The organism is Massilia yuzhufengensis (assembly GCF_900112225.1).
In the GTDB taxonomy this organism is placed as follows: domain Bacteria; phylum Pseudomonadota; class Gammaproteobacteria; order Burkholderiales; family Burkholderiaceae_D; genus Telluria; species Telluria yuzhufengensis.
This window is the reverse complement of record NZ_FOLD01000024.1, coordinates 67,060-92,526: the sequence shown is the minus strand read 5'-3', so window position 1 is coordinate 92,526 and position 25,467 is coordinate 67,060. Positions and strand designations below refer to the sequence as shown.

Below are 25,467 nucleotides of genomic sequence, written 5' to 3'. Positions count from 1 at the left end.
CGAAAACCCGCGTATATCAGGCTGATCAACCGTCGTTTCGCCGCCCGTTCTGCTGTAAGCGCATTGGATAATGCACCGGCACTCAAACATGTAAGACGTCTACAGGCGCGGCTCATCGGACCGATTGAGCATGACCGGGCAGCCGCGCCGGACGCTAACTTGGAGTCCACGGATACTGCGGTTTAGCATGGGCCTTGCAGCCCATACCCCGCCAATTTGCGGTGCCTTTGGGCTGCCGCCTGACGGGTCACGTCCCAAACGAGCGAAAAGCAGGAAAAAGAACGAAACGCTTGACGGGTCAATACATATCAGGGTACCAGCACCAGCACCGGCGCGGTAATCTTCGGCAGGCCGGGGCGCAGGTCGGCCGCCAGCAGTTCGGCCATGTAGCTGCCCACGGCGTTGCGGTCGCTGCGCAGGGCCAGCGCGGCCAGGTCGTCGGCCTTGGCCATGTCGACCAGGCCCTGGCTGCGCATGTACTGGCGTTGCTGGTCGGCGTAGGCATCGGGCGGCGCGGCGTCCATGCGGCGGCGCATGCCGGCCGCCATCATGGGACGCTGTTCGGGCGCCAGCGCTTCGGTGCCGGGGAACACCGGCAGGCCGTCGAGCGAGATGACGCCGCCCACCAGCGCCGGCACGTCCTGCGCCACGGCGAAGGCCAGTGCCCCGCCCAGGCTGTGGCCGATCAGCACCGGTTTGTCGAGCCGGCGCGCGGTGATGAGTTCCTTCAGGGCGCTGCGCGCCGCGTCGAGCGCCGGCCCGGTGGGGGCGGGGCGGCCGTCGAAGCCCGGCAGCGTCACCACGTAGACCGCGCGCTCGCTGCTCAAGCGCCGCACCAGGTCCTGCCAGACCCACGGGCCGCTGGACAGGCCGGGAACCAGCACCAGCGGGCGGCCGCCCTGGCCATGGCGCTCGACCAGCATGCCCTGGATGTCGAAGCTTTCGGCCGGCGCGATGCGCATGGCGAAGCGGTTGGCCGCGGGCGCCGGGTCGGCTGCCTGTAGCGGGGTGGCGACGCCGAGCGCCAGGGCAAAGAGGACTGCTGCTTTCATGGTGTCTCCGGTTCAGGGTTGAAAATCGATTCGATGGGCTGGCCGAACAGCCGGGCAATGGCGAAGGCGAGCGGCAGGCTGGGATCGTAGCGGCCGGTCTCGATCGCGTTCACGCTTTGGCGCGAGACCTGAAGCATGTCGGCCAGCTCGGCCTGGCTCCAGCCGCGCTCGGCCCGCAGGGCACGTATGTGGTTGTTCATCGGCGCGCCAGCTTGCGCAGCGCGCAGCCGATCATGGTGGCCCCGCACATCACCATCCAGACCGAGAACATCGACAGGCGCGGAAAGCCGGCGTTCTCGAGGAAGCCGTAGGTGAAGGTCAGGCCGGCCGTGATGCCGGCGCCGATGCCGACCGATTCCAGCAGCAGCTGGCGGATGTATTCGTCGACGCGCCCGATGTGGCGCGCAATCGCCCACAGCATCAGCCCGAAGCCGATCATGGGCGAGACCAGCACCAGGGTGCGCAGCACGCCTTCTTGCATCGGGCGGCCGAACAGGATGGCGCACACCAGCAGTGCGCAATACAGGGCCAGCGCGCCGAGCATCTCGCGCAGATAGGTGTTATTGATGCGCTTCTGGTACATGGCGTCCTCAAGTAGATGAAAGTAAAGTATGCTTTACATCGTAGGCGCGAAATGCCGTGATGTCAAGCTTGCTTTACATTTTTACGCAGGCTGCATTTCGACTACAATTCCGCTCCTCCCAACCGAAGCCGCGCCATGACCCAGCCCCCCTCGCATCCGCCACGCGTCGCCATCATCGGTGGCGGCCCCGCCGGCCTGATGGCGGCCGAAGTGCTGGCTTCAAGCGGTGTGCAGGTCGACGTGTATGACGCCATGGCGTCCGTAGGCCGCAAGTTCCTGCTGGCCGGGAAGGGCGGCATGAACATCACGCATTCCGAGCCCTTGCCCGATTTTCGCCGCCGCTACGGCGCGCGCGCGCCGGACGTGGCGCGTTGGCTCGAGAGCTTCGACCCGCAGGCCGTGCGCGAGTGGATCCATGCTTTGGGGATCGACACCTTTGTCGGTAGCTCCGGGCGCGTGTTCCCAACCGATATGAAGGCCGCGCCGCTGCTGCGCGCCTGGCTGCACCGCCTGCGCGAGGCGGGCGTGCGCTTCCACATGCGGCATCGCTGGCTGGGCTGGCAGGACGGCCGCCTGCGCTTCGACACGCCCGAGGGCGAAACCTTGCTGGACGCCGACGCCACCGTGCTGGCCCTGGGCGGCGGCAGCTGGGCGCGGCTCGGCTCCGATGGCGCCTGGGTGCCGTGGCTGGTCGAGCGCGGGGTGGACGTCGCACCTCTGGAGCCCTCGAACTGCGGTTTCGACGTCGACTGGAGCGCGCATATCAAGGAGAAGTACGCGGGCGCGCCCTTGACCACGGTCGCCATCGCGTGGCACGGCCGCGACGGCGCGCTGGAGTGCCGCCAGGGCCAGTTCGTGGTGACCGAAAACGGCGTCGAGGGTAGCCTGGTCTACGCGATCTCGGCGCCCCTGCGCGACCAGATTACGGAGCACGGCAGCACCACGATCTGGCTCGACCTCCTGCCCGACCTCGACGCCGCGCGCGTGGCGCAGGAAGTGGCGCATCCGCGCGGCTCGCGCTCGATGGCCAGCCACCTGCAGGGCAGGCTCGGCATCAAGGGCGTGAAAGCGGGCCTGCTGCACGAATGCCTGTCGAAGCAGGACTATGCCGACCCTGCGACACTGGCTGCCGCGTTAAAAGCGCTGCCGGTGGTATTGCGCCGTCCACGCCCGATTGACGAAGCCATCAGCAGCGCCGGTGGGGTATGTTTCGAGGCCCTGGAGGGCGGCAGCGCGATGCTGCGCGCGCTGCCCGGGGTGTTCGTGGCGGGGGAGATGATGGACTGGGAAGCGCCGACCGGCGGCTACCTGCTGACCGCCTGCTTCGGCAGCGGCCGCGCCGCCGGGCGCGACGTTCTAGCCTGGCTCGGGCCTATTCCGAAAACGTGACGCTGCCGGTGCCGGTGCGGCTGATGCTGCGCTCGGCCGGGTTGCCGAATACCTCGATGTCGCCGCTGCCGGAAATCGAGGCGGCCACGTTCTCGCGGGCTTGCACGGTGCTGCGTCCCGAGCCGGTCTGGCCCACCTTGACGGTGGCGGCGCGCAGATGGCGCGCATCGAGTTCGCCGGAGCCGCTGGCGGTGGCTTCGAGTTCGCGGGTGGCGCCGACGATCGTCATTTCGCCCGAACCGCTCAGGGCCGCCTCGAAGCGCTCGATGCCGGCGCCGCCGTTCAGGTCCAGTTCGCCGCTGCCGCTGAGCGACGCTTCGACCTGGCGGAAGCGGCCATTGAAGCGCAGGCTGCCGGGACCTTCCATGCGCACCTCGATGCGCTCGCCGGAGAAGCCGTTGACGGTGCTCTCGCCGCTGCCGTCCACGGTCACGCTGGACAGGCTGGGCAGGACCAGCTCGACCTGCAGCGGGCGGCGGTGGCGCAGCACCATGCCACGGATGCCGATGTGCAGGATATCGCCTTCCTTGGTGACGTCCACATTGCCCAGCAGGCGCGATTCGCCGCGCACCTTGAGCGAAGGCGAGGAGCCATAGCGCAGGGTCAAGTCGATCGGGCCGTTCAGGTCGATCGCGGTGACGCCGGCCGGCACTTCGCGCGTTTCGCTGGCCACCTGGCGGCCTTCCGCAGCGGCGGCGACGCCGTTGGCGCGCAGCATGCCGTAGCTCAGGCCGATGAGGACCAGCGCCAGCAGCAGCAGGCTGAAACCGACTTTGAACAGGCCGCGCATCTCAGGCCCCCTTCAGCAGCGACAGGTTCATCTTGAGGTAGCGCTTCACGCCGATGACCGTGTACTTGGTGATGACGAGCGAGAGCAGGAACAGCAGGATCCCGCCGAACACCATCCCTAGTCCGAACAGGGTCTGCGTGGTGCGCGACTCGCCGTCCATGTCGGTGGTGATCTGGATGCCGGTGTCGGCGACTTTTTCGGCGCGGCGGATCACCACCGAGGAACTGGCGACATCGTCCGGGTTGTCCAGCGTGGCGTCCTGCGGCCCCTTTTCCTCGGTCACATGGATACCCTGTTCGCCGATCGAGACGCGGGTGCGCCCGGGTTCGGTGGTTTCGGTGCGCACGCCCGAATCGGAAATCTCGACCCGGTGCAGCGGGTTGTTGAGCACCAGTTCATTGGCGCCGGCCAGGCCGCTGGCCGTAATGGCGATGCCGGACACGTAGAAGCCGAGCGCGCAGGCGTAGACCACGACCAGCAGCGCCGCATACACCGCGGCCGGTATGGCCATGAAGAGGTTGAACACCAGCAGGCCGGCGCCGGCGACGATCATGCGCGCCGCATTGGCCGGGCTTTTCTTTTCGTTGAAGGCGTTCATGTGGGCGCTGGCGCGCAGGGTCACCGCCACCTTGCGCGGATCGTCGAGTTCCTCGGCGATGCTCGCTTCGCTGCGGCCGGCGGCGACGCCGTCGACAAAGCGCTGCTCGTACCACGCCAGGGTCTTGGCCTGGGTTTCCGGCGGCAGGCCCGTCATGGCGCGCTTGAGCGCGTCGAGATATTCCAGTTTGCCCATGCTGCTGCCCTGATTCAGTGGTGGCCGACGACGGGAATCGACCCGATCGCCAGTGCGGTCGACCCGGTCGAGCCGCCGATGAGTTCCGGATTGACCAGCACGGCGGTGCTGAAGACCACCAGGGCGATCAGGCCCAGGGTACGCAAACCGAGTTGGATGTTGTTCATGTTGTGCAATCCGCAAGACCTGTTTCGATGCTGCTACCTTACGGAAGTCGGGCCCGCCGTGCCAGCTGCGTGCGACAGGCTGCGCTTTTCGCGGGGCAGGGTGCCATAGGCGCGGATAATCGTCGCCGCGCACACGCCGCTGCGCACCGCGGTTTCCAGCGTGGCCGGGTAGTCGCTGGCCGTATAGTCGCCCGCCAGCACCAGGCCGGGCAGGGCGGTGTCGTTGCCGGGGCGGTCCAGTCCAGGGGTGCAGGAGAAGGTCGCGCGCTTCTCGGTAATCACCCGGGTCCACTGGGGCGTGGCCAGCGCGGGCAGCCGCAGGTCCTGCGCCAGCTGGACGGCAATGCCGGCCGCCAGCGCGTGCTGGTCCAGTTCGGCGGCGGCGCCGGCGGCGCTGACCACGACCGCCAGCAGCCCTGCCTGGGCTGCGTCGAGCTGGCCGCGGTCGAAGGCGAACTGGCCCCACCGCCCGCTGGCCGGGTCGTCCAGCAAGGCGTAGAACGGCAGGTCCAGGCGCACCGAAGGGTCGTATTGCAGGTAGCAGGTGGCGATCGGCTCGTGCTCGAAGGCGTGCAGCCGGCTGGCCAGGGCGGGGTCGTGCGGGGCCAGCAGCGCCGCCGTCTGCGGGGCGGGCGTGGCCAGCACCACCGCATCGAACAGCGCGTCCTGGCCGGACAGCGTCAACTGCCACCCTTCATCCACGCGTGCCAGGGCGTCGAGCCGCACGCCGGTGCGCACCGCGCCGCCGTGTCGTTCGACAAGGCGCGCGGCGGCCTGCGGGAACAGGGCGCCCATGTCCAGGCGCGGCAGCAGCATGTCCGAGGCGGCGCGGCGCTTGGCGCCCAGGCTGTCGCGCAGCACGGCCAGGAACACCTTGGCCGACGCGCGCGACGGCGGGGTATTGAGCGCGGCGATGCACAGCGGATGCCACAGCAGGCGGTTCAGGCGCGGGGTCTGGTCGAAGCGCGCCAGCAGTTCGTCCACCGTGCAGTCCTGGTAGAGCACCCAGCCCATCCAGCGCGCGGCGCTGTTGAAGCGGGCCAGGGCGAGCTTGTCGGCGCGTCCCAATCCCTTCGCGCGCAGCAGCGCGCCCAACAGGTGCAGCGGCGCCGGCCAGCGCGGCGCGACGAACTCCATGCCGCCGCTGCCCTCGGGGTAGCGCATCTGCACGGGCAGGCGCAGGAGGGCCGCGTCCGGGTCGATGCCGACGTCGACCAGCAGGCGCAGGGTGGCGGCGTAGGCGCCCAGCAGGATGTGCTGGCCGTTGTCGACCTGCGCGCCGTGCACCTCGACGCCGCGCGCCCGCCCGCCCAGCGTGCGCGCGCTCTCGACCAGCGTGACCTGGGCGCCCGCGCGCGCCAGCTCGACGGCCGCGGCGCAGCCGGCCCAGCCGCCGCCGGCGACGGCGACCCGCAAGCCGCCCTCAGGTGCGGACATAGGTCTTCCAGGCCAGCCACAGCTTGCGCAGCGGCGTGAGCGAGATGCGCTGGTTCAGCACGTGGAAACCGTCGCGCTGGATCTCGCCCAGCAGGGTGCGATAAATGGCCGACATCATCAGGCCGGGACGCTGGGCGCGCCGGTCTTCCTTCGGCAGCAGCGCCATGGCCTCGTCGTACACGCCCTGGGCGCGCTCGGCCTGGAACTGCATCAGCGCTTCGAATTTCTCGCTGTGGCGGAAATTCAGGATGTCGGCGGCGGTGACGCCGAACTGCTGCAATTCGTTGACCGGCAGGTAGATGCGGCCCTTGCGCGCGTCGTCGCCGACGTCGCGGATGATGTTGGTGAGCTGGAAGGCCAGGCCGAGCTTCTCGGCATAGGCCAGGGTCTGCGGGTTGGAATGGCCGAAGATGCTGGCCGACAGGATGCCGACCACGCCCGCGACCCGCCAGCAATAGCGTTGCAGGCCGGGGTAGTCGAGGTAGCGGCTCTGGTCGAGGTCCATCTCCATGCCGTCGATGATCGCCTGCAGGTGCTGCTCTTCGAGCCCATAGGGTGCGATGTGCGGCGCCAGCGCCTTGGTCACCGGGTGCGTGGGCGCGCCCTTATACATGTTCGCGATCTCGGTGCGCCACCAGGCCAGCTTGATGCGCGCCACCGAGCTGTCGGAGGTCTCGTCGACGGTGTCGTCGACTTCGCGGCAGAAGGCGTACAGCGCGGTGATCGCGCGGCGGCGCTCCGCGGGCAGGAACAGGAAGCTGTAGTAGAAGCTGGAGCCGCTCTGGACGGTCTTTTGCTGGCAGTATTCGTCGGGAGACATGGGTCTGATTGCTGTTGGTGTGATGGAGCGAACCCGCTATCTTAGCCGATCCGGGGCAGGGGGCGCGAGGGCAGGCGCCGCTACATGCGCAGCGCGCGCCAGCCGACCACGATCCAGTCGGCCGGCGCCAGCGTCGGGCGGCGTCCGAACACGTCGAAATCGGCGCGCTCGATGGCTTCCAGGATGCGCAGGCCTCCCTGCACCATCAGCCGCAATTCCCAGCCGATGCGTCCTGGCAGCCGGCGCACCAGCGGCGCGCCGCCCAACATCAGGGCGCGGGCGCGCTCGACCTCGAAGCGCATCAGCGAACGCCAGGCCGGGCTGGACGGCGTGGCGGCCAGCTCCGCTTCGGTCACGCCATGGCGCTCCAGGTCTTCCTGCGGCAGGTAGATGCGGCCCTTGGCCAGGTCGATCGCCACGTCCTGCCAGAAGTTAATCAGCTGCAGGGCGGTGCAGATCGCGTCGGAATCCTGCAGGTTGCGCTCGTCCACGGCCTGGTACAGTTCCAGCATCAGGCGCCCGACCGGGTTGGCCGAGCGGCGGCAGTAGTCGAGCAGGGCGGTGTAGTCGGCGTAGCGGGTGGTGAGCACGTCCTGGCGGAAGGCGGACAGCAGGTCGTGCATCGGCGCGAGCGGCAGGCCGTATGCGGTGACGACGGCGGCCAGGCGGGAAAACAGCGGGTCGGCCGGGACCTGGCCGCGTTCGATGGCCTGGAGTTCATTGCCGTAGCGTTCCAGCTCGGCCAGGCGTTCGGGCGGCGTGGCGCCGCCCTCGTCGGCGATGTCGTCGGCGCTGCGGGCGAAGGCGTAGATCGCTTCGACGGCCGGCACCAGGCGGCGCGGCAGCAGGAAGGAGGCGACGGGAAAATTCTCGTAGTGCTCGACGGGCATGGTGGGGATGACGCTGGCGCCAGGTTCTTCTATGTTTGGAGAATTATAATTGCTCAATAACAAATACCCTAACTCGACAGGTGGCGCTTCCGAATTCGCCTTCCTTATCCGCCACCCCACCCTCACCAACGTCGTCCCGGCGCAGGCCGGGACCCAATTTCATATAATGTGCCGCGACCGCTTGCGTGCACCGGCTAACGTGACGCGACGAAATTGGGTTCCGGCCTGCGCCGGAACGACGATGCTAGGGGTAACAATTGAGGCATATGCATGTAGTCATGCAAGCATTGCGTCTATATAGATGAGCTCCCTGCACCCGCACACCCAGCAAAAAACCGCCCAATAGTGACAGAAAATCCAGTAAAATAATCGATTGAAGTTGTAGCCCCTAAACAGAGGAGTGCAGGGCGGCCGGTTTCACTGTCGGGCGCCCTTTGTTTTTGTGGCAGAAAATGCAATCCTGCGCGAGGATGGCGAAATTGGTAGACGCACCAGGTTTAGGTCCTGACGCCAGCAATGGTGTGGGGGTTCGAGTCCCCCTCCTCGCACCACGAATAATTATTTTTTTGGACGATTTTTATAATGGCAACTGCAGTCGAAACCCTGGGTAAACTCGAACGTCGCCTGACGATCTCTTTTCCGGTAGCTGACGTCCGTAACGAGGTCGAGAAGCGCCTCAAGAAGCAGGCCAAGACGGCTAAGGCTCCGGGCTTCCGCCCAGGCAAAGTGCCGCTCAAAATGGTCGCGGCGCAATATGGCTACCAGATCGAATCGGACGTGCTGAACGACAAAGTCGGCCGCGCGTTCAACGAAGCCGCCAACGAGAACCAGCTGCGCGTTGCCGGCTTCCCGAAAATCGAACCGAAGCAGGACGCCCCTGAAGGCGTGCTCGAATTCGACGCGACCTTCGAAGTCTATCCGGACGTCGTGATCGGCGACCTGGCCACCGTCGAAGTCGAAACCGTCGCTGCCGACGTCACCGACGCCGAAATCGACAAGACCATCGACATCCTGCGCAAGCAGCGCGTGCACTACCACACCAAGGGTGAGGCAGGCGAGCACGGCGACGGCGGCGAGCCGGTCGCAGCCGAAGGCGACCGCGTCACTGTCGACTTCGTCGGCAAGATCGACGGCGAAGAATTCCCGGGCGGCAAAGCCGAAGCCTATACCTTCGTGCTGGGCGAAGGCCGCATGCTGCCGGAATTCGAAGCAGCGACCGTCGGCCTGAAAGTCGGCGAGAGCAAGACCTTCCCGCTGGCCTTCCCAGAGGATTACCACGGTAAAGACGTCGCCGGCAAAACCGCCGACTTCACCATCACCCTGCAAAAGCTCGAGTGGGCCCACATGCCGGAAGTCGACGCCGAGTTCGCGCGTTCGCTGGGCATCGAAGATGGCGCCATCGACAAGATGCGCGAAGACATCAAGACCAACCTCGAGCGTGAAGTCACCGCCCGCGTCAAGGCCCGCAACAAGGAAGCCGTGATGGACGCGCTGGTCAAGTCGACCGAGCTGGAAGTGCCGAAAGCCATGATCCAGCAGGATTCGGAGCGCCTGGCCGACATGACCCGCCAGGACATGATGCAGCGTGGCATGGATGTCAAGTCGATGCCGTTCCCGGCCGAGATGTTCGCCGACAAGGCCGAGCGCCGCGTGCGCCTGGGCCTGATCCTGTCGCAGCTGGTTGAGGACAACAAACTGCAAGCAACCCAGGAACAGGTCAAAGCCCAGATCGAAGACTTCTCGCAAAGCTACGAAGACCCGAAAGAAGTCCTGAAGTACTATTACAGCGACCGCCGCCGTCTGGCCGAAGTCGAAGCACTTGTTTTGGAAGAAAACGTCGTCAACTATGTCCTCGGCAAGGCGAAGGTCGGTTCCAAGACCATCGCTTTCGATGAACTGATGGGTAGCAACCCACAGGGCTAAGACCAAAACACCGGCCCGCAAGGGCCGGCTTTTTCTCTAGCCTCTTTTTACAAGGAACGAGACAGGTATGATTCATAATCCGGCATTGGATACCCAAGCCCTCGGCCTCGTGCCGATGGTCGTCGAGCAAAGCGGTCGCGGCGAGCGCGCCTATGACATCTATTCGCGCCTCCTCAAGGAACGCGTGATCTTCCTGGTCGGCCCTGTCAACGACCAGATGGCCAACCTGATCGTGGCCCAGATGCTGTTCCTGGAAAGCGAAAATCCGGACAAGGATATTTCGCTCTACATCAACTCGCCTGGTGGTTCGGTTTCGGCCGGCCTGGCGATCTTCGACACGATGAACTTCATCAAGCCGGACGTCTCCACGCTGTGCACCGGCCTGGCGGCCTCGATGGGCGCCTTCCTGCTGGCCGCCGGCGCCAAGGGCAAGCGCTTCTCGCTGCCGAACTCGCGCGTCATGATCCACCAGCCTTCCGGTGGTTCGCAGGGCATGGCTTCGGACATCGAAATCCAGGCCAAGGAAATCCTGTACCTGCGCGAGCGCCTGGCCCGCATCATGGCCGACAACACCGGCCAGACGATCGAACAGATCCACAAAGACACTGACCGCGACCGTTTCATGTCGGCCGAAGAGTCGGTGGAATATGGCCTGATCGACAGGGTCCTCACCAACCGCGCTTGAAGCAACCCACAAGATGTTGCCAAAAAACGCCCGGGCGAAACGACGTTCGGGCGTTTCGTTTTTATTTCGGGTAGCATGTTCGTGTGCGCACTTGTTGCGCCTTCGTATTAGCGTTATATTCAAGCAACTTTATAGATAACCTGCCCCATGTCTGACAAAAAATCCTCCAGCGGCGAAAAACTTCTGTACTGCTCGTTCTGCGGAAAGAGCCAGCACGAAGTCAAGAAGCTGATCGCGGGACCGTCGGTGTTCATCTGCGATGAATGCATCGACCTGTGCAACGACATCATCCGCGACGAGACATCCAACGTCGAATCGGTGGCGGGCGCCAAGTCCGACCTGCCGACTCCGCACGAAATCACCGAACTGCTCGACCAGTACGTGATCGGCCAGCAAACGGCCAAGCGCATCCTGTCGGTGGCGGTGTACAACCACTACAAGCGCCTCAAGCACCTGGGCAAGAAGGACGACATCGAACTGGCCAAGAGCAACATCCTGCTCGTCGGCCCGACCGGTTCCGGCAAGACCCTGCTGGCCCAGACCCTGGCGCGCATGCTCAACGTCCCGTTCGTGATCGCCGATGCGACCACGCTGACCGAAGCCGGCTATGTCGGCGAAGACGTCGAGAACATCATCCAGAAGCTGCTGCAGAGCTGCAACTACGAAGTGGAAAAGGCCCAGCGCGGCATCGTCTACATCGACGAGATCGACAAGATTTCGCGCAAGTCCGACAATCCGTCGATCACGCGCGACGTCTCGGGCGAGGGCGTGCAGCAGGCGCTGCTCAAGCTCATCGAGGGCACCATGGCCTCGGTGCCGCCGCAGGGCGGGCGCAAGCACCCCAACCAGGACTTCGTCCAGATCGACACGACCAACATCATGTTCATCTGCGGCGGCGCCTTCGACGGCCTGGCCAAGATCATCCAGAACCGCTCCGAAAAGAGCGGCATCGGTTTCGCGGCCACGGTCAAGAGCCAGACCGAGCGCGCGGCCAGCGAAATCATGATGGACGCCGAGCCGGAAGACCTGATCAAGTTCGGCCTCATCCCCGAACTGGTCGGCCGCCTGCCGGTGGTCGCCACGCTGAACGAGCTGACTGAAGAAGCCTTGATCCAGATCCTGATCGAGCCAAAGAACGCGCTGATCAAACAGTACTCGAAGCTGCTTGAAATGGAAGGCGCCGAGCTCGAAATACGTCCTGCGGCCCTGCACGCGATCGCCCGCAAGGCGCTGGCGCGCAAGACCGGCGCACGTGGCCTGCGTTCGATCCTGGAACACGCACTGCTCGACGTCATGTACGAATTGCCGAGCCAGCAAAACGTGGTGAAAGTCGTTATCGATGAAAATTCGATCACGAATGCCGCCAAACCTTTGCTGATTTACAGTGAAACTCCAAAGGCATCTGGGGAAAATTAAAAAAACCCCTGCACGCTTGCAACAAAAGTCTTGCCGTACGGATTCTTGAAGGTACACTACTTCATATAAAAGAACGGCTTCAATCGAAAAGCCACTCGCGGGTGCTCCCGTGATGTGGCTTTTTCATTTGAAAAGCAGTCTTTTATTGGAACGGCTATATTTTCAATAAATTGATATTCATTTACTTGTAGAAAATATTTTCGCAAGCGGCCTTGAGATTGCGCTGCGAGAGCCCAAGTTCAGCAACACGCTTTTATAAGGTATGCCATGACAACTTCGAAATTAACCGAACAAACAACGCTGCCACTGTTGCCGCTGCGCGACGTGGTCGTGTTCCCTCATATGGTGATACCTCTGTTCGTCGGCCGTCCAAAGTCCATCAAGGCGCTCGAAGCCGCGATGGAGCAGGGCAAGAGCATCATGCTGGCCGCCCAAAAGGCTGCCGCCAAGGACGAACCATCGGCCTCGGATATCTACGAGATCGGCTGCGTGGCCAATATCCTGCAGATGCTGAAGCTGCCTGACGGTACCGTGAAGGTCCTGGTCGAAGGCGCCCAGCGCGCGCGCATCGATCAGATCACCGATGGCGCCACCCATTTCACCGCCGAACTGACCCCGGTCGAATCGGAAATCGGCGACGATTCCGAAGTCGAGGCCATGCGCCGCGCCATCGTCCAGCAGTTCGACCAGTACGTCAAACTGAACAAGAAAATCCCGCCCGAGATCCTCGCTTCGCTGGCCGGCATCGACGACGCCGGCCGCCTGGCCGACACCGTCGCCGCCCACCTGCCGCTCAAGCTCGAGCAGAAGCAGGTCATCCTGGAGATCTTCAACGTCACCAAGCGCCTTGAGCACCTGCTCGGCCAGCTGGAAGGCGAACTGGACATCCTGCAGGTCGAGAAGCGCATCCGTGGCCGCGTCAAGCGCCAGATGGAAAAGTCGCAGCGCGAGTACTACCTGAACGAGCAGGTCAAGGCCATCCAGAAGGAACTCGGTGAAGGTGAAGATGGCGCCGACATCGAAGAGCTCGAGAAGAAGGTGATCGCCGCCAAGATGCCGAAAGAGGCGATGGAAAAGGCGCAGGCCGAGATCAAGAAACTCAAGATGATGTCGCCGATGTCGGCCGAAGCCACCGTGGTGCGCAACTACATCGACACCCTGGTGTCGCTGCCATGGAAGAAGAAGTCGAAAGTCACCATCGACCTCGAGAAGGCCCAGCAAGTGCTCGAGTCCGACCACTATGGCCTGGACAAGATTAAAGAGCGCATCCTGGAATATCTCGCGGTGCAACAGCGCGTCGACAAGCTCAAGGCCCCGATCCTGTGCTTCGTCGGCCCTCCGGGCGTGGGTAAAACGTCCCTGGGCGAGTCGATCGCCCGCGCCACCAACCGCAAGTACGTGCGCATGGCGCTCGGCGGCGTGCGCGACGAGGCCGAGATCCGCGGCCACCGCCGCACCTACATCGGCTCGATGCCGGGCAAGGTGCTGCAGTCGCTGGCGAAAGTTGGCGTGCGCAACCCGCTGTTCCTGCTGGACGAGATCGACAAGATGGGCGCGGACTTCCGCGGCGATCCGTCGTCGGCCCTGCTGGAAGTGCTGGACCCGGCGCAGAACCACACCTTCAGCGACCACTACGTGGAAGTGGACTTCGACTTGTCGGACGTGATGTTCGTGGCGACCTCGAACTCGTACAACATCCCGCCGGCGCTGCTGGACCGCATGGAAGTGATCCGCCTGTCGGGTTACACCGAGGACGAAAAGACCAGCATCGCGCAGCGCTACCTGCTGCCGAAGCAGATCAAGAACAACGGCCTGCGCGAGGAAGAGATCAAGATCGAGGAATCCGCGATCCGCGACATCATCCGCTACTTCACCCGTGAAGCCGGTGTGCGTTCGCTCGAGCGTGAAATCTCGAAGATCTGCCGCAAGGTCGTCAAGATGCTGCTGCTGAAGAAATCCGAGAAGCGCGTGATCGTCAACGGCAAGAACCTGGACAAGTTCCTGGGCGTGCGCCGCTACGATTTCGGCGTGGCCGAGAAGGAAAACCAGGTTGGCCAGGTGGTGGGTCTTGCCTGGACCGAAGTGGGCGGCGACCTGCTGACCATCGAAGCGGTCAACGTGCCGGGCAAGGGCGCGATCATCCGCACCGGCACCCTGGGCGACGTGATGAAGGAATCGATCGAAGCGGCGCGCACGGTGGTTCGTTCGCGTGCCCAGCGCTTCGGCATCAAGGCCGAGGCCTTCGAGAAGACCGACATCCACATCCACGTGCCGGAAGGCGCGACGCCAAAGGATGGTCCGTCGGCAGGTATTGGCATGACCACCGCGCTGGTGTCGGCATTCACCGGCATCCCGGTGCGCGCGGACGTGGCGATGACGGGCGAGATCACCTTGCGCGGCGAAGTACTGCCGATTGGCGGCCTGAAGGAAAAGCTGCTGGCGGCGCACCGCGGCGGCATCAAGACGGTCCTGATCCCCGAGCAGAACGTGAAGGACCTGGCCGAGATCCCGGACAACGTCAAGAACAAGCTCGAGATCGTGCCGGTGCGCTGGATCGAGAAGGTGCTGGAAGTGGCGCTTGAACGCCAGCCGGAACCGATCGTCGACGTCCCGGCGCCGGCGGTGGCGGTGACGCCGGCGGTGGCGGAAGGGCAGCAGGAAGTGGTGAAGCACTGATCGTTGCTTGATCGATGGAACAGGCGCCCTCGTGGCGCCTGTTTTTTTGGGCTGGTGGTTTGCGTGCAAAATTGGGTCCCGGCCTTCGCCGGGACGACGGTTTTCAGTGCGACGGCAGGGTCGAAGCCGGTAACGTGCGGACCATCGAGGCACATAAGCGACGTCGTTCCGGTGAAGGCCGGAACCCAATTCCGTCGCATCCCGATAACGCATCCCAAAAAAACCCGTGCGATATGCATACAAACCTCCACCCATACCGCATGTTGCTTGACAGACCAATGTTGCCCTTGTTTAATACGCGCTTGCACTTTTGCATGCAGGCGCGCGAAGCGCCCGATGAATAAACGAGGGTTAGAGTGAACAAGACAGAACTGATCGAAGAAATCGCGAAGTCCGCGGACATTACCAAGGCCTCGGCGACGCGTGCACTCGACGCGATGATCATCGCCGTGACCGAGAGCCTGAAGAAGAACGACAGCGTCACGCTGGTCGGCTTCGGCACCTTCACCGTGGGCGATCGCGCCGCACGCACCGGCCGCGATCCGCGCACCAAGGAACCCATCAAGATCAAGGCTGCGAAGGTTCCGAAATTTAAGGCTGGTAAAGCTCTGAAAGATGCTGTAAACTAATGCCTTCTCTGCAGTGACATGCAGATGAAGTGAAGTAAGTCTTGTTGGAGCGGTAGTTCAGTTGGTTAGAATACCGGCCTGTCACGCCGGGGGTCGCGGGTTCGAGCCCCGTCCGCTCCGCCAACATTTGCAACATTATTCTGGAGCGGTAGTTCAGTTGGTTAGAATACCGGCCTGTCACGCCGGGGGTCGCGGGTTCGAGTCCCGTCCGCTCCGCCAGAATTCAAGTCGTACCCGGCAGTTTGAAAAAAGCTGGATGGGAAACAAGAAGGGGCGAACGCGAGTTCGCCTTTTTTTTTAACATGTGCTGTTAAAGCATTATCAACCTTGAATGGCTGACCATGTTTGAATTTGTTCGTAACAACAAACGCGTGATGCAGGGCCTGCTGCTCGTGATCATCGTGCCGTCGTTCGTGTTGGTCGGGCTCGAAAGCTACCAGGACCGCGGCGATGCCGCATCAAGCGTCGCCACCGTCGCCGGCCAGAAGGTCACCCAGCAGGAATGGGAAGAGGCCCAGCGCCGCCAGATCGACCAGGCGCGCCAGATGATGGGTCCGCAGTTCGACCAGAAGATGTTCGAGACGCCGGAAGCCAAGCAGGCCATCCTGAACAACCTGGTGGCCGAACGCGCCATCAACGCCGAGATCGCCGCCAGCCACATGAGCGTGAGCGATGCGACCCTGGCCAAGACGATCGCCGACATCCAGGCCTTCCGTAAACCAGACGGCAGCTTCGACATGGAGCAGTACAAGTCGGCCTTGGCCGCCCAGGGCATGACCCCGGCCATGTTCGACCAGCGCCTGCGCCGCGACCTCACCACGCAGCAGCTCTCCGGCTCGATCCAGTCGACCGCCTTCGCACCACGCTCGGTGACCGCGCGCCTGTCGGACATCAACGACCAGGAGCGCGAAGTCCAGGAACTGGTGTTCCCGGTCGCCACCTACCTGCCGCAAGTGAAAGTCACCGATGCGATGGTCAAGGCCTTCTACGACAAGAACGCCCAGCTGTTCACGGTGCCCGAGCAGGTCAAGGCCGAATACGTCGTGTTCGACGCCGAGGCCGTGGCCAGCGCGGTCGCGGTGACCGACGCCGAAGTCGCCGACTTCTACAACAAGAACGTCAAGAACTACACGACGCCGGAACAGCGCACCGCCAGCCACATCCTGATCACGGTGGCGCGCGACGCCAAGCCGGCCGACCAAGCAGCGGCCAAGGCCAAGGCGGAAAGCGTGCTGGCCGAGGTGCGCAAGAACCCGGCGAACTTCGCCGAGATCGCCAAGGCGCAATCGCAGGACCCGGGCTCGGCCCCGGCTGGCGGCGACCTCGGTGCGATCGAGAAGGGCGCCCTGGTCAAGCCGGTGGAAGATGCGATCTTCGCGCTGAAGGAAGGCGACACGAGTGGCCTGGTGCAGTCGGAATTCGGCTACCACATCATCAAGCTCACCAAGCTCACGCCAGCCGCGCAAAAGCCGCTGGACGCGGCCAGGGAAGACATCGCTGCCGACCTGAAGAAGCAGAAGATGTCGAAGAAGTATTCGGAAATGGCCGAGGTCTTCACCAATATGGTGTACGAGCAGTCGGAGAGCCTCAAGCCCGTCGCCGACAAGCTGGGCCTGAAGATCCAGACCGTCGACGCGCTGACCCGCACCCCGAACCCGCAGCTGGCGCAGGCGCCGTTCAATAACCCGAAATTCCTCAGCGCGATCTTCGCCACGGATTCGGTCAAGAACAAGCGCAACACCGAAGCGGTCGAAGTGTCGCCGAGCGTGCTGATCTCGGGCCGCGTGCTCGAGTTCAAGCCCGCCAGCAAGCGTCCGCTGGCTGAAGTCGACGCCCTGATCCGCCAGCGCGTGACGCTGGAAGAAGCGGCCCGCCTGGCGCGTGTCGCGGGCGAGCAGAAGCTGGCTGCCGCGAAGGGCGGCGACGTCGCCGGCTTCGGCGAAGCGAAAGCCATCTCGCGCACCAGGGAACCGGGCATCAACACCACCGCCGCCATCGCGGTGCTGAAGGCTGATGTGAGCAAGCTGCCGGCGTATGTTGGCGTGGAACTGCCGGGCCAGGGCTATGGCGTGTACCGCATTGGCAAGGTATCGCAGCCCGCCCAGCCAGACGCCGCCCGCCGCAAGCAGGAAGCGCAGCAGATCTCGAGCCTGGTGGGCCAGGCGGAGATGTACAACTACGTCGAAGCGCTCAAGACCAAGGCCAAGGCCAAGGTGACGGTGCAGGCATCGCAGCTCGGGGCCAAGACCGAGTAAGCGGGAAGTGGATGAAAAAAGCCCGGCTGCGTGAGTAGCCGGGCTTTTTGCTTTTTTGGTATTCGGACGATGAGTCGCCATCGTTCCCACCAGTATCGTTACTCCAACCCCGTCGTCCCGGCGAAGGCCGGGACCCAAGTTGCGCGCGTAGCGCTAAAAGGTGATATTGGTGGCGTGCGGGGGAAATTGGGTCCCGGCCTGCGCCGGGAGTCGTAGGCGCCAGTGGCGCGTACGACGGTGCGGAGGGGAGTGGAAGGAAGCGCGTTACTGCTCTTCATGCAGCGTGCAGCCGCCGAGCCGCATCCACGAAATCGCCTTCCGCGATGTCGTTCAACTCCACCACCTCCGCCTTCGGAAACTGCACGAAATTCCGGTCGATCGACCGCAGATACGCCGGATCGTAATGCTCCTGCAGCAGCTGGTCGACCAGCTTCGGCATGGCCCCGCTATTGGCCAGGTCGCGCCAGGCGTCGATCTTCTCGCGTCCGTGCAGCTGCACCAGGTGGGCCAGCTGGGCGGTGAGGGCGTCGGGATTGGCGCAGAAGTGTTCGTAGTCCTCCATCAGCAGGCGCACGCGGTTCTCGCGCGACAGCGACAGCGAAATGCAGGTGGAGGCGCGCATGCGTTCCATCACGGCTTCGGGCACCCGCAGGTTGCCGACCTTCTTGCTTTCCGATTCCACGAACACCGGTTTGGACGGATCGAAATGGCGCAGGGTGTTCCAGACCTGGGTCTCGAACATTTTCTGGGTCGGCTGCGGCTCGTCGGGCAGGTGGCCCAGCACCGAGCCGCGGTGGGCGGCCAGGCGTTCCAGGTCCAGGACCTGGGCGCCGATGCCGTGCAGCGTCTCGAGCAGGCGGCTCTTGCCGCTGCCGGTGGTGCCGCACACCACGCGGAAGTCCAGTGCGGGAGGGTTTTCCAGCGACGCGGCCACGTGCGCGCGGTAGGCCTTGTAGCCGCCATCGAGCTGTACCACCGGCCAGCCGATCTTGGCCAGGATCAGCGCCATCGAGCCGCTGCGGTTGCCGCCGCGCCAGCAGTACACCAGCGGCTTCCAGTCCTTCGGCTTGTCCGCCCACAGGGTTTCGATATGGCGGGCGATGTTGGCGGCCACCAGCGGCGCGCCCAGCTTCTTGGCCTCGAACGCGCCTACCTGCTTGTACAGGGTGCCCACCTGGACGCGCTGCGCGTCGTCCAGCACCGGCGCGTTGATCGCACCGGGAATCCGGTCGAGTGCGAATTCGGACTCGCTGCGGGCGTCGATGATGGTGTCGAAGCTGTCGAGCTCGGGAAGGATGTCGGCGAAACTCAGGACGGCAGGGTATTTCATTGTTTTTTCACGAGGGGCGCGAACTGCGGCCAGATATTGTTCAGGATAATCGGATGGGCGGCGGCGGTCGGATGCAGGCGGTCTTGCTGGAACAGGGCCGGCTTGTCGGCCACGCCTTCCAGCATGAAGGGCACCAGCGCCGAACGGGTATCGCTGGAAAGCTTCTTGAACATGTTGAAGAAACTGTCGGTATAGGCGCGGCCGTAGTTGGGCGGCATGCGCATCCCTACCAGCATCACCTTGGCGTTCTTCTGCTGGGCCATGGCGACCATGGCGCGCAGGTTGCCTTCGGCCGAGGCCACCGGCAGGCCGCGCAGGCCGTCGTTGGCGCCCAGCTCGATCACCACGATGTCGGGACGGTGCTGGGCGAGCAGGGCGGGCAGGCGGGTGCGCCCGCCGATGGTGGTCTCGCCGCTGATGCTGGCGTTGACGACCGAGGCCGCGATCTTCTCGGCCTTGAGTTTTTGCTCGAGCAGCGAGACCCAGCCGGCGCCGCGCGTGATGCCGTATTCGGCCGACAGGCTGTCCCCCACCACGAGCACGGTTTTTGGTGCAGAATAGGCGCTCGCCGACGCGGCCAGCGTCAACACCGCGGCGACCGACAACTTTTTAAGAATAGCTAGCATGCGTGATAACCCCGAGGCTTCCAAAATTAGTGCGTCCGATACAGCAGCGCGCCCGCCGGCCATTGAGGTCAGCGGCCTGACAAAGCGGGTGGCGGACGCCAGCGGCGAACTCACCATCCTGCAAAACATCGATTTTACCGTGCAACCGGCCGAGACGCTCGCGCTGGTCGGCGCGTCCGGCTCGGGCAAGTCGACCCTGCTTGGCCTGCTGGCGGGCCTGGACACGCCTTCCGGCGGCAAGGTCCTGCTCGACGGTACCGACATCTTCGCACTCGACGAAGACGGCCGCGCCGCTTTCCGCAAGGCCAAGCTGGGCTTCGTGTTCCAGTCCTTCCAGCTGCTGGCCCACCTGAGCGCGGTGGAGAACGTGATGTTGCCGCTCGAACTGCGCGGCGACGGCGATGCGCGCGCCAAGGCCGAGGCGATGCTGGGCCGCGTGGGGCTGGCAAGCCGCCTGCGCCACTACCCGAAGTACCTGTCGGGCGGCGAGCAGCAGCGCGTGGCCCTGGCGCGTGCCTTCGTCACCGAACCGCCGCTGCTGTTCGCCGACGAGCCGACCGGCAGCCTGGACGCCGCCACCGGCGAATCGATTATCCAGCTGATGTTCGAACTGAACCGCGAACGCGGCTCGACCCTGGTGCTGGTGACGCACGACCCGGCGATGGCGGCGCGCTGCGGGCGCACCATCACCATCGCCGCCGGGCGCCTGGTTTAAACGCCGGTTTCGTTCACCAGCATGTTGAGCACTGCCCGCGCCGCCGCGGGCAGTTCGCCCGCCGTCATGCCGATCGGGCCGATCCCGTGCGCGACCAGCAGGTCGGCCGCGGCGCCATGGATCCAGGCCGCACCCAGCGCCGCTTCCCACGCCGGCCAGCCCTGCGCCAGCAGGGCGCCGCACATCCCCGCCAGCACGTCGCCGCTGCCTGCCGTGGCCAGTCCCGCATTGCCGGTCGGGTTGATGACCATGCTCCCATCCGGGTGTGCGATCACTGAGCCCGAACCCTTGAGGATCACGGTCGCACGGGTGCGCAGCGCCATCTCGCGCGCCGCTGCCAGGCGGTCGGCCTGGACCGCGGCCGCCGTGGTGCCCAGCAGGCGCGCGCCTTCCAGCGGGTGGGGCGTGAGCACCGCTGGGGCGCTGCGCTGCGCCAGGCGAGACAACAGGTCCGGGCTGGCGCCGACCAGGGTGATCGCATCGGCATCGAGCAGCAGCGGGCTGTCGCTGTCCAGCGCAGTGGCCAGCAGGCGCATGGCGGCGGCCGAGCCGCCCATGCCGGGGCCGACGACCAGCGTGCGCTTGCCGAATTCGAAGCCGTCGGCCGGGCGGAACATGATCTCCGGCTGCACGCTGTCGTAGCCGGGGCCCGGGTCGAGCAGCGCCGCGAATGTGCGCCCGGCGCCGAGGTACATGGCCCCGCGCGCCGCCAGCACCGGCGCGCCGGCCATGCCGTGGGCGCCGCCGATCACCACCACGTCGCCGAAGATGCCCTTGTGGGTGTTGTGGCGCCGTGGCCTTAGGCGCTGCGCGAACAGCTCGGCCGACCCGAGCCGCGCGGCCGGGGAGGGCAGCTGCGCCGGGTCGACCCCAAGCCAGTCCACCCGCACCTGGCCCGCATGGTCGCGTCCATCGGCGGTATGCAGGCCCGGCTTGTTGCCAAGGAAGCTGATGGTGTGGGTGGCGCGCACCGCGATGCCGTCCGGGCCAATGACGGCGCCGGTGTCGGCATCGAGCCCACTGGGCACGTCCAGCGCCAGGATCGGGCAGCGCAGCGCATCGAGCGCGGCGACCAGGTCGCGGTATTGGCCATCGAGTGCGCGCGTGAGGCCGATGCCGAACAGGCCATCCACCACCAGGCCCCAGTCGCCGCCCGGCGGCAGCATGTCGATGAAACCGACCGTGCCGTCGCGCGCGCGTTCGTGGGCGCTGGCGGTTTCGTCGGAGGCCTCGCGCTGGCCCGGCAGGTGCAGCACCAGGGCGTCGATGCCGGCATCGGCCAGGTTCGAGGCCAGCTCCAGCGCGTCGCCGCCATTGTTGCCGGGGCCGGCCAGCACCAGCACCGGCCGGTCGCGCCGGCCGCCCAGCAGTTCGAGTGCGAACCTGGCCGCCGCCTCGCCCGCGCGGCGCATCAGGGTCCCGGGTGGCAGCGCGGCATAGGCCGACTGCTCGATCGCGCGCAGCTGCGCGACGGTGTAGAGGTCATTGTCCATCGGTGCATTGTCATGCATTTTCGCCAAAACAGTCGCGCGGCCGGACTACAATAGGACTTCTCAAGCGCAGCAGGAGCACATGCATGGACTGGCAGTTCTGGATCGATCGCGGCGGGACCTTCACCGACATCGTGGCGCGCAGGCCGGACGGGCAGCTCGTCACGCACAAGCTCCTGTCCGAACATCCCGAACAGTACCGCGACGCGGCGGTGGCCGGCATCCGCCACCTGCTGGGGCTCGCACCCGGCCAGCCGGTGCCGGTAGACCAGGTCGAAGCGGTCAAGATGGGCACCACGGTCGCCACCAACGCCCTGCTCGAACGCAAGGGCGAGGCGACCCTGCTTGCGATCACCAAGGGCTTCGGCGACGCGCTGCGCATCGCCTACCAGAACCGGCCGCGCCTGTTCGACCGCCACATCGTGCTGCCGGAACTGCTGTACGCCAGCGTGATCGAAGTCGACGAACGCATGGGCGCGCATGGCGACGTGGTGCGGCCGCTGGACGAAACCGCCACCCGCGCCGCGCTGCAGGCGGCCTTCGATCGCGGCCTGCGCTCGCTCGCCATCGTCTTCATGCACGGCTACCGCTACACCGGCCACGAAGCCGCCACCGCCCGCATCGCGCGCGCGATCGGCTTTACCCAGGTGTCGGTGTCGCACGAGGTCAGTCCCCTGATGAAACTGGTGGCGCGGGGCGACACCACCGTGGTGGACGCCTACCTGTCGCCGATCCTGCGCCGCTACGTCGACCAGGTGGCCGCCGAGCTGCCCGGCGTACACCTGCAGTTCATGCAGTCCAACGGCGGCCTGACCGATGCGCGCGCCTTCCAGGGCAAGGACAGCATCCTGTCGGGACCTGCCGGCGGCATCGTCGGCATGGTGCGCGCCAGCCAGCTCGCCGGTTTCGAGCGCGTGATCGGTTTCGACATGGGCGGTACGTCCACCGACGTGTCGCACTTCTCGGGCGAGTTCGAACGCGTGTTCGAGACCCAGGTCGCCGGCGTGCGCATGCGCGCGCCGATGATGAGCATCCACACGGTGGCGGCGGGCGGCGGCTCGATCCTGCACTTCGACGGCGCCCGCTACCGCGTCGGCCCGGACAGCGCCGGCGCCAACCCTGGCCCGGCCAGCTACCGGCGCGGCGGGCCGCTGGCGGTCACCGACTGCAACGTCATGCTGGGCAAGATCCAGCCGCATCACTTCCCGCGCCTGTTTGGCGCAGGCGGCAACGATCCGCTCGATCTCGAGGCCGTGCGCGCCGGCTTCGCGGCCATGGCAGGCCGGATCGGGGAGGGCGCCGACAGCACGCCCGCCCCAGAAGAAGTGGCCGAAGGCTTCATCCGTATCGCGGTCGGCAACATGGCCAATGCGATCAAGCAGATCTCGGTGCAGCGCGGCCACGACGTGACCGAGTACGCGCTGACCAGCTTTGGCGGCGCCGGCGGGCAGCATGCCTGCCTGGTGGCCGACGCACTGGGCATGAAGACGGTATTCATCCATTCGCTGGCCGGGGTGCTGTCGGCCTACGGCATGGGCCTGGCCGACCAGGCGGCGATGCGCGAGCAGGCCGTGGAGCAGCGCCTGAACGATGCGGGCCTCGACGCCCTGGCCGCGCGCCTGGATGCGCTGGGCGAACAGGTGCGCGGGCAATTGCTGGCGCAAGGGGTGGCCAGCGAGCGCATCGCACTGGTGCGGCGCGTCCACCTGCGCTACGAAGGCACCGATTCGGCCATCGTCGTGCCGTTTGCCGGCATCGAGGCGATGCAGGCCGCCTTCGAGGGGGCCTACAAGCGCCGCTATTCCTTCCTGATGCCCTCGCGCGCGCTGGTGGTCGAAGCGGTGTCGGTGGAGGCCATCGGCCGGTCGGACGCGCCGCCGGAAGCCGCGGCGCAGGCCGTTTCCGCCGGCGCCCAGCCGGCGCCAGGGGAAACCGTGCGCATGTTCAGCGGCGGCGCCTGGCGCGACACCGGGCTGTTCCTGCGCGACGCCATCGGGCCCGGCGACATCGTGCGCGGCCCGGCGATCATCGCCGAAGCCAATGCCACCACGGTGGTCGAGCCAGGGTGGCAAGCCGAGGTGACACCACACAATCACCTGGTCCTGCAGCGCGTGGAGGCCCTGCCGGAGCGGCGCGCCATCGGCACCAGCGCCGACCCGGTGATGCTGGAGATCTTCAACAGCCTGTTCATGTCCATCGCCGAGCAGATGGGCCTGCGCCTGCAGAACACCGCCTACTCGGTCAACATCAAGGAACGGCTCGACTTCAGCTGCGCGATCTTCGACGCCGACGGCAAGCTGGTGGCCAACGCGCCGCACATGCCGGTGCACCTGGGTTCCATGGGCGAGAGCATCAAGACCGTCATGCGCGAGAACGCCGGCCGCATGCGTGCGGGCGACGTCTACATGCTCAACGACCCGTATAACGGCGGCACCCACCTGCCCGATGTCACGGTGATCTCACCGGTATTCGACGAAGCGGGAAGCGAGATCCTGTTCTACGTGGGTTCGCGCGGCCATCACGCCGACATCGGCGGCACCACGCCAGGCTCGATGCCGCCCGATTCGCAGCACATCGAGCAGGAGGGCGTCCTGATCGACAATTTCAAGCTGGTCGATGGCCTCGATGGCGTGCTGCGCGAGCGCGAAGCCCGGGCGCTGCTGACCGGCGCGCGCTACCCGGCCCGCAACCCCGACCAGAATATGGCCGACCTGCGTGCGCAAGTGGCCGCCAACCAGAAGGGCGTGGAAGAGCTGCACAAGATGGTGGCCTACTATGGACTGGACGTGGTGCGCGCCTACATGGGCCACGTGCAGGACAACGCCGAGGAAGCCGTGCGCCGCGTGATCTCGGCGCTCAAGGATGGCCAGTACAGCTACGATCTCGACAACGGCGCCCGCATCGAGGTGGCGATCCGCGTCGACCGCGACGGCCGCAGCGCCGAAGTCGATTTCACTGGCACCTCTCGCCAGCTGGCGAACAACTTCAACGCGCCGTCGGCCGTGTGCATGGCCGCGGTGCTGTACGTGTTTCGCACGCTGGTCGACGACGAGATCCCGCTCAACGCCGGCTGCCTCAAGCCCATCAAGGTGATCATCCCGCCCGGCTCGATGCTCAACCCGCATTACCCGGCCTCGGTGGTGTCCGGAAACGTCGAGACCTCGACCTGCATCACCAACGCCTTGTACGGGGCGCTGGGTGCGATGGCGGCCAGCCAGGGCACGATGAACAACTTCACCTTCGGGAACGCGCGCTACCAGTACTACGAAACCATCTCCGGCGGCGCCGGCGCGGGCGAGGGCTTCGACGGCACCGACGTGGTCCAGACCAACATGACCAACTCGCGCCTGACCGACCCCGAGATCCTCGAATTCCGCTTCCCGGTGCGGCTGGAAAGCTACGCCATCCGCCATGGCTCCGGCGGCGCGGGCCGCTGGCACGGCGGCAGCGGCGGCACGCGCCAGGTGCGCTTCCTCGAACCGATGACCGCCGCCATCCTGTCGAACAACCGCATCCACGCGCCCTTCGGCATGGCCGGCGGCGAACCGGGCGAGCGTGGCCGCAACACCGTGCTGCGCGCCGACGGCAGCGTCGAGGCACTCGGCCACATCGGCAAGGTGGAGATGGGGGCCGGCGACGTGTTTGTCATCGACACCCCCGGCGGCGGCGGCTACGGCCCGCCCTAAACCAACTTCGCAACTTCGGGGTCAGGTCTGACATTTGGACACGAGCCCATCCGTACCGGCCAACGACGGACGAGGCCGTGTCCGATTGTCAGACCTGACCCCGAAGTGGGTTGTT

General features: G+C 65.5%; 22 protein-coding genes and 3 tRNA genes. 13 read left to right on the top strand and 12 right to left on the bottom strand.

Annotated features, from left to right (window positions below):
• The coding region (locus BM031_RS25795) for a hypothetical protein (protein ID WP_218147623.1) at nucleotides 1-186 on the top strand (186 nt) is incomplete at its 5' end.
• 122 nt (nucleotides 187-308) lie between these two features.
• Here the strand turns inward: BM031_RS25795 and BM031_RS18265 are convergent.
• Genes BM031_RS18265 through BM031_RS18255 form a run of 3 tightly spaced genes read right to left on the bottom strand, consistent with a single transcriptional unit; the run spans nucleotide 309 to nucleotide 1,635 of the window.
• On the bottom strand, nucleotides 309-1,052 hold the full coding sequence (locus BM031_RS18265) for an alpha/beta fold hydrolase (protein ID WP_091875996.1): 744 nt from the start codon (nucleotides 1,050-1,052) through the stop codon (nucleotides 309-311).
• Nucleotides 1,049-1,252, bottom strand: a complete 204-nt coding sequence (locus BM031_RS18260) for a helix-turn-helix transcriptional regulator (protein WP_091875995.1) — start codon at nucleotides 1,250-1,252, stop codon at nucleotides 1,049-1,051. Before BM031_RS18260 ends, BM031_RS18265 begins: the two co-directional genes overlap by 4 nt.
• Nucleotides 1,249-1,635, bottom strand: a complete 387-nt coding sequence (locus BM031_RS18255; protein ID WP_091875994.1) for a hypothetical protein — start codon at nucleotides 1,633-1,635, stop codon at nucleotides 1,249-1,251. The genes BM031_RS18260 and BM031_RS18255 overlap by 4 nt, the downstream gene beginning before the upstream one ends.
• 135 nt (nucleotides 1,636-1,770) lie before the next feature.
• Between BM031_RS18255 and BM031_RS18250 the strand changes: the two genes are divergently transcribed.
• Nucleotides 1,771-3,024 carry a TIGR03862 family flavoprotein gene (locus BM031_RS18250; protein WP_091875993.1) on the top strand — a complete coding sequence of 418 codons (1,254 nt, stop codon included), beginning with the start codon at nucleotides 1,771-1,773 and terminating at the stop codon, nucleotides 3,022-3,024.
• Here the strand turns inward: BM031_RS18250 and BM031_RS18245 are convergent.
• The 6 genes from BM031_RS18245 to hpnC form a co-directional block, all read right to left on the bottom strand.
• On the bottom strand, nucleotides 3,008-3,814 hold the full coding sequence (locus BM031_RS18245; RefSeq protein WP_091875992.1) for a GIN domain-containing protein: 807 nt from the start codon (nucleotides 3,812-3,814) through the stop codon (nucleotides 3,008-3,010). The genes BM031_RS18250 and BM031_RS18245 overlap by 17 nt on opposite strands.
• A gap of 1 nt (nucleotide 3,815) precedes the next feature.
• Nucleotides 3,816-4,607, bottom strand: a complete 792-nt coding sequence (locus BM031_RS18240; RefSeq protein ID WP_091875991.1) for a DUF1700 domain-containing protein — start codon at nucleotides 4,605-4,607, stop codon at nucleotides 3,816-3,818.
• A 14-nt stretch (nucleotides 4,608-4,621) separates the two neighbouring features.
• A complete protein-coding gene (locus BM031_RS25610; protein ID WP_177207810.1) occupies nucleotides 4,622-4,774 on the bottom strand; it encodes a hypothetical protein in 153 nt (50 codons plus the stop codon).
• A gap of 33 nt (nucleotides 4,775-4,807) precedes the next feature.
• A complete protein-coding gene (hpnE, locus tag BM031_RS18235) occupies nucleotides 4,808-6,211 on the bottom strand; it encodes a hydroxysqualene dehydroxylase HpnE (RefSeq protein WP_091875990.1) in 1,404 nt (467 codons plus the stop codon).
• On the bottom strand, nucleotides 6,198-7,031 hold the full coding sequence (gene hpnD, locus BM031_RS18230) for a presqualene diphosphate synthase HpnD (RefSeq protein WP_091875989.1): 834 nt from the start codon (nucleotides 7,029-7,031) through the stop codon (nucleotides 6,198-6,200). The genes hpnE and hpnD overlap by 14 nt, the downstream gene beginning before the upstream one ends.
• 80 nt (nucleotides 7,032-7,111) lie before the next feature.
• Nucleotides 7,112-7,921 carry a squalene synthase HpnC gene (gene hpnC, locus BM031_RS18225; RefSeq protein ID WP_091875988.1) on the bottom strand — a complete coding sequence of 270 codons (810 nt, stop codon included), beginning with the start codon at nucleotides 7,919-7,921 and terminating at the stop codon, nucleotides 7,112-7,114.
• Nucleotides 7,922-8,385: 464 nt separating this feature from the next.
• Here hpnC and BM031_RS18220 point away from each other — a divergent pair.
• The 9 genes from BM031_RS18220 to BM031_RS18180 all read left to right on the top strand — a co-directional run bounded on the left by BM031_RS18220 (nucleotide 8,386) and on the right by BM031_RS18180 (nucleotide 17,505).
• Nucleotides 8,386-8,472 (top strand) — tRNA-Leu (locus tag BM031_RS18220).
• Nucleotides 8,473-8,503: 31 nt separating this feature from the next.
• Complete coding sequence (tig, locus tag BM031_RS18215) at nucleotides 8,504-9,844, top strand: trigger factor (protein WP_091875987.1); 1,341 nt, start codon at nucleotides 8,504-8,506, stop codon at nucleotides 9,842-9,844.
• A 67-nt stretch (nucleotides 9,845-9,911) separates the two neighbouring features.
• Nucleotides 9,912-10,529: an ATP-dependent Clp endopeptidase proteolytic subunit ClpP gene (clpP, locus tag BM031_RS18210; RefSeq protein ID WP_091875986.1), complete on the top strand. Its 618-nt coding sequence runs from the start codon at nucleotides 9,912-9,914 to the stop codon at nucleotides 10,527-10,529.
• Nucleotides 10,530-10,676: 147 nt separating this feature from the next.
• Complete coding sequence (gene clpX, locus BM031_RS18205; protein ID WP_091875985.1) at nucleotides 10,677-11,945, top strand: ATP-dependent Clp protease ATP-binding subunit ClpX; 1,269 nt, start codon at nucleotides 10,677-10,679, stop codon at nucleotides 11,943-11,945.
• A gap of 267 nt (nucleotides 11,946-12,212) precedes the next feature.
• Entirely contained in the window at nucleotides 12,213-14,621 is a 2,409-nt protein-coding gene (lon, locus tag BM031_RS18200) for an endopeptidase La (protein ID WP_091875984.1), read from the top strand.
• 356 nt (nucleotides 14,622-14,977) lie between these two features.
• Nucleotides 14,978-15,250: an HU family DNA-binding protein gene (locus BM031_RS18195; protein WP_091875983.1), complete on the top strand. Its 273-nt coding sequence runs from the start codon at nucleotides 14,978-14,980 to the stop codon at nucleotides 15,248-15,250.
• A 46-nt stretch (nucleotides 15,251-15,296) separates the two neighbouring features.
• Nucleotides 15,297-15,373: transfer RNA gene (locus BM031_RS18190), tRNA-Asp, on the top strand.
• Between the two features lie 19 nt (nucleotides 15,374-15,392).
• Nucleotides 15,393-15,469, top strand: a tRNA-Asp gene (locus tag BM031_RS18185).
• A gap of 122 nt (nucleotides 15,470-15,591) precedes the next feature.
• Nucleotides 15,592-17,505, top strand: a complete 1,914-nt coding sequence (locus BM031_RS18180) for a SurA N-terminal domain-containing protein (protein ID WP_091875982.1) — start codon at nucleotides 15,592-15,594, stop codon at nucleotides 17,503-17,505.
• A gap of 274 nt (nucleotides 17,506-17,779) precedes the next feature.
• Here the strand turns inward: BM031_RS18180 and mnmH are convergent, their stop codons facing one another.
• Both mnmH and BM031_RS18170 read right to left on the bottom strand, forming a co-directional pair.
• Nucleotides 17,780-18,835 (bottom strand): tRNA 2-selenouridine(34) synthase MnmH, encoded by a 1,056-nt coding sequence (gene mnmH, locus BM031_RS18175; RefSeq protein WP_091875981.1) that lies wholly within the window; start codon nucleotides 18,833-18,835, stop codon nucleotides 17,780-17,782.
• Nucleotides 18,832-19,461: an arylesterase gene (locus tag BM031_RS18170; RefSeq protein ID WP_091875980.1), complete on the bottom strand. Its 630-nt coding sequence runs from the start codon at nucleotides 19,459-19,461 to the stop codon at nucleotides 18,832-18,834. The genes mnmH and BM031_RS18170 overlap by 4 nt, the downstream gene beginning before the upstream one ends.
• On the opposite strand from BM031_RS18170, the gene BM031_RS18165 reads away from it, so the two are divergent.
• Nucleotides 19,460-20,176, top strand: coding sequence for an ABC transporter ATP-binding protein (locus tag BM031_RS18165; RefSeq protein WP_091875979.1), 717 nt, complete (start codon nucleotides 19,460-19,462; stop codon nucleotides 20,174-20,176). The two genes, BM031_RS18170 and BM031_RS18165, sit on opposite strands and share 2 nt — an antisense overlap.
• On the opposite strand, the gene BM031_RS18160 is transcribed toward BM031_RS18165, so the two are convergent.
• Nucleotides 20,173-21,687 (bottom strand): NAD(P)H-hydrate dehydratase, encoded by a 1,515-nt coding sequence (locus tag BM031_RS18160; protein ID WP_229409017.1) that lies wholly within the window; start codon nucleotides 21,685-21,687, stop codon nucleotides 20,173-20,175. The genes BM031_RS18165 and BM031_RS18160 overlap by 4 nt on opposite strands.
• Nucleotides 21,688-21,752: 65 nt before the next feature.
• Here BM031_RS18160 and BM031_RS18155 point away from each other — a divergent pair, with 65 nt between their 5' ends.
• Nucleotides 21,753-25,352, top strand: a complete 3,600-nt coding sequence (locus BM031_RS18155; protein WP_091875977.1) for a hydantoinase B/oxoprolinase family protein — start codon at nucleotides 21,753-21,755, stop codon at nucleotides 25,350-25,352.
• Nucleotides 25,353-25,467 lie beyond the last annotated feature (115 nt).

What these genes read in the sequence shown, in the direction of transcription:
- BM031_RS18265 (WP_091875996.1), bottom strand. Translation starts at nt 1,052, where the DNA reads ATGAAAGCAGCAGTCCTCTTTGCCCTGGCGCTCGGCGTCGCCACCCCG.
- BM031_RS18260 (WP_091875995.1), bottom strand. Translation starts at nt 1,252, where the DNA reads ATGAACAACCACATACGTGCCCTGCGGGCCGAGCGCGGCTGGAGCCAG.
- BM031_RS18255 (WP_091875994.1), bottom strand. Translation starts at nt 1,635, where the DNA reads ATGTACCAGAAGCGCATCAATAACACCTATCTGCGCGAGATGCTCGGC.
- BM031_RS18250 (WP_091875993.1), top strand. Translation starts at nt 1,771, where the DNA reads ATGACCCAGCCCCCCTCGCATCCGCCACGCGTCGCCATCATCGGTGGC.
- BM031_RS18245 (WP_091875992.1), bottom strand. Translation starts at nt 3,814, where the DNA reads ATGCGCGGCCTGTTCAAAGTCGGTTTCAGCCTGCTGCTGCTGGCGCTG.
- BM031_RS18240 (WP_091875991.1), bottom strand. Translation starts at nt 4,607, where the DNA reads ATGGGCAAACTGGAATATCTCGACGCGCTCAAGCGCGCCATGACGGGC.
- BM031_RS25610 (WP_177207810.1), bottom strand. Translation starts at nt 4,774, where the DNA reads ATGAACAACATCCAACTCGGTTTGCGTACCCTGGGCCTGATCGCCCTG.
- hpnE (WP_091875990.1), bottom strand. Translation starts at nt 6,211, where the DNA reads ATGTCCGCACCTGAGGGCGGCTTGCGGGTCGCCGTCGCCGGCGGCGGC.
- hpnD (WP_091875989.1), bottom strand. Translation starts at nt 7,031, where the DNA reads ATGTCTCCCGACGAATACTGCCAGCAAAAGACCGTCCAGAGCGGCTCC.
- hpnC (WP_091875988.1), bottom strand. Translation starts at nt 7,921, where the DNA reads ATGCCCGTCGAGCACTACGAGAATTTTCCCGTCGCCTCCTTCCTGCTG.
- tig (WP_091875987.1), top strand. Translation starts at nt 8,504, where the DNA reads ATGGCAACTGCAGTCGAAACCCTGGGTAAACTCGAACGTCGCCTGACG.
- clpP (WP_091875986.1), top strand. Translation starts at nt 9,912, where the DNA reads ATGATTCATAATCCGGCATTGGATACCCAAGCCCTCGGCCTCGTGCCG.
- clpX (WP_091875985.1), top strand. Translation starts at nt 10,677, where the DNA reads ATGTCTGACAAAAAATCCTCCAGCGGCGAAAAACTTCTGTACTGCTCG.
- lon (WP_091875984.1), top strand. Translation starts at nt 12,213, where the DNA reads ATGACAACTTCGAAATTAACCGAACAAACAACGCTGCCACTGTTGCCG.
- BM031_RS18180 (WP_091875982.1), top strand. Translation starts at nt 15,592, where the DNA reads ATGTTTGAATTTGTTCGTAACAACAAACGCGTGATGCAGGGCCTGCTG.
- mnmH (WP_091875981.1), bottom strand. Translation starts at nt 18,835, where the DNA reads ATGAAATACCCTGCCGTCCTGAGTTTCGCCGACATCCTTCCCGAGCTC.
- BM031_RS18165 (WP_091875979.1), top strand. Translation starts at nt 19,460, where the DNA reads ATGCGTGATAACCCCGAGGCTTCCAAAATTAGTGCGTCCGATACAGCA.
- BM031_RS18170 (WP_091875980.1), bottom strand. Translation starts at nt 19,461, where the DNA reads ATGCTAGCTATTCTTAAAAAGTTGTCGGTCGCCGCGGTGTTGACGCTG.
- BM031_RS18160 (WP_229409017.1), bottom strand. Translation starts at nt 21,687, where the DNA reads ATGCATGACAATGCACCGATGGACAATGACCTCTACACCGTCGCGCAG.
- BM031_RS18155 (WP_091875977.1), top strand. Translation starts at nt 21,753, where the DNA reads ATGGACTGGCAGTTCTGGATCGATCGCGGCGGGACCTTCACCGACATC.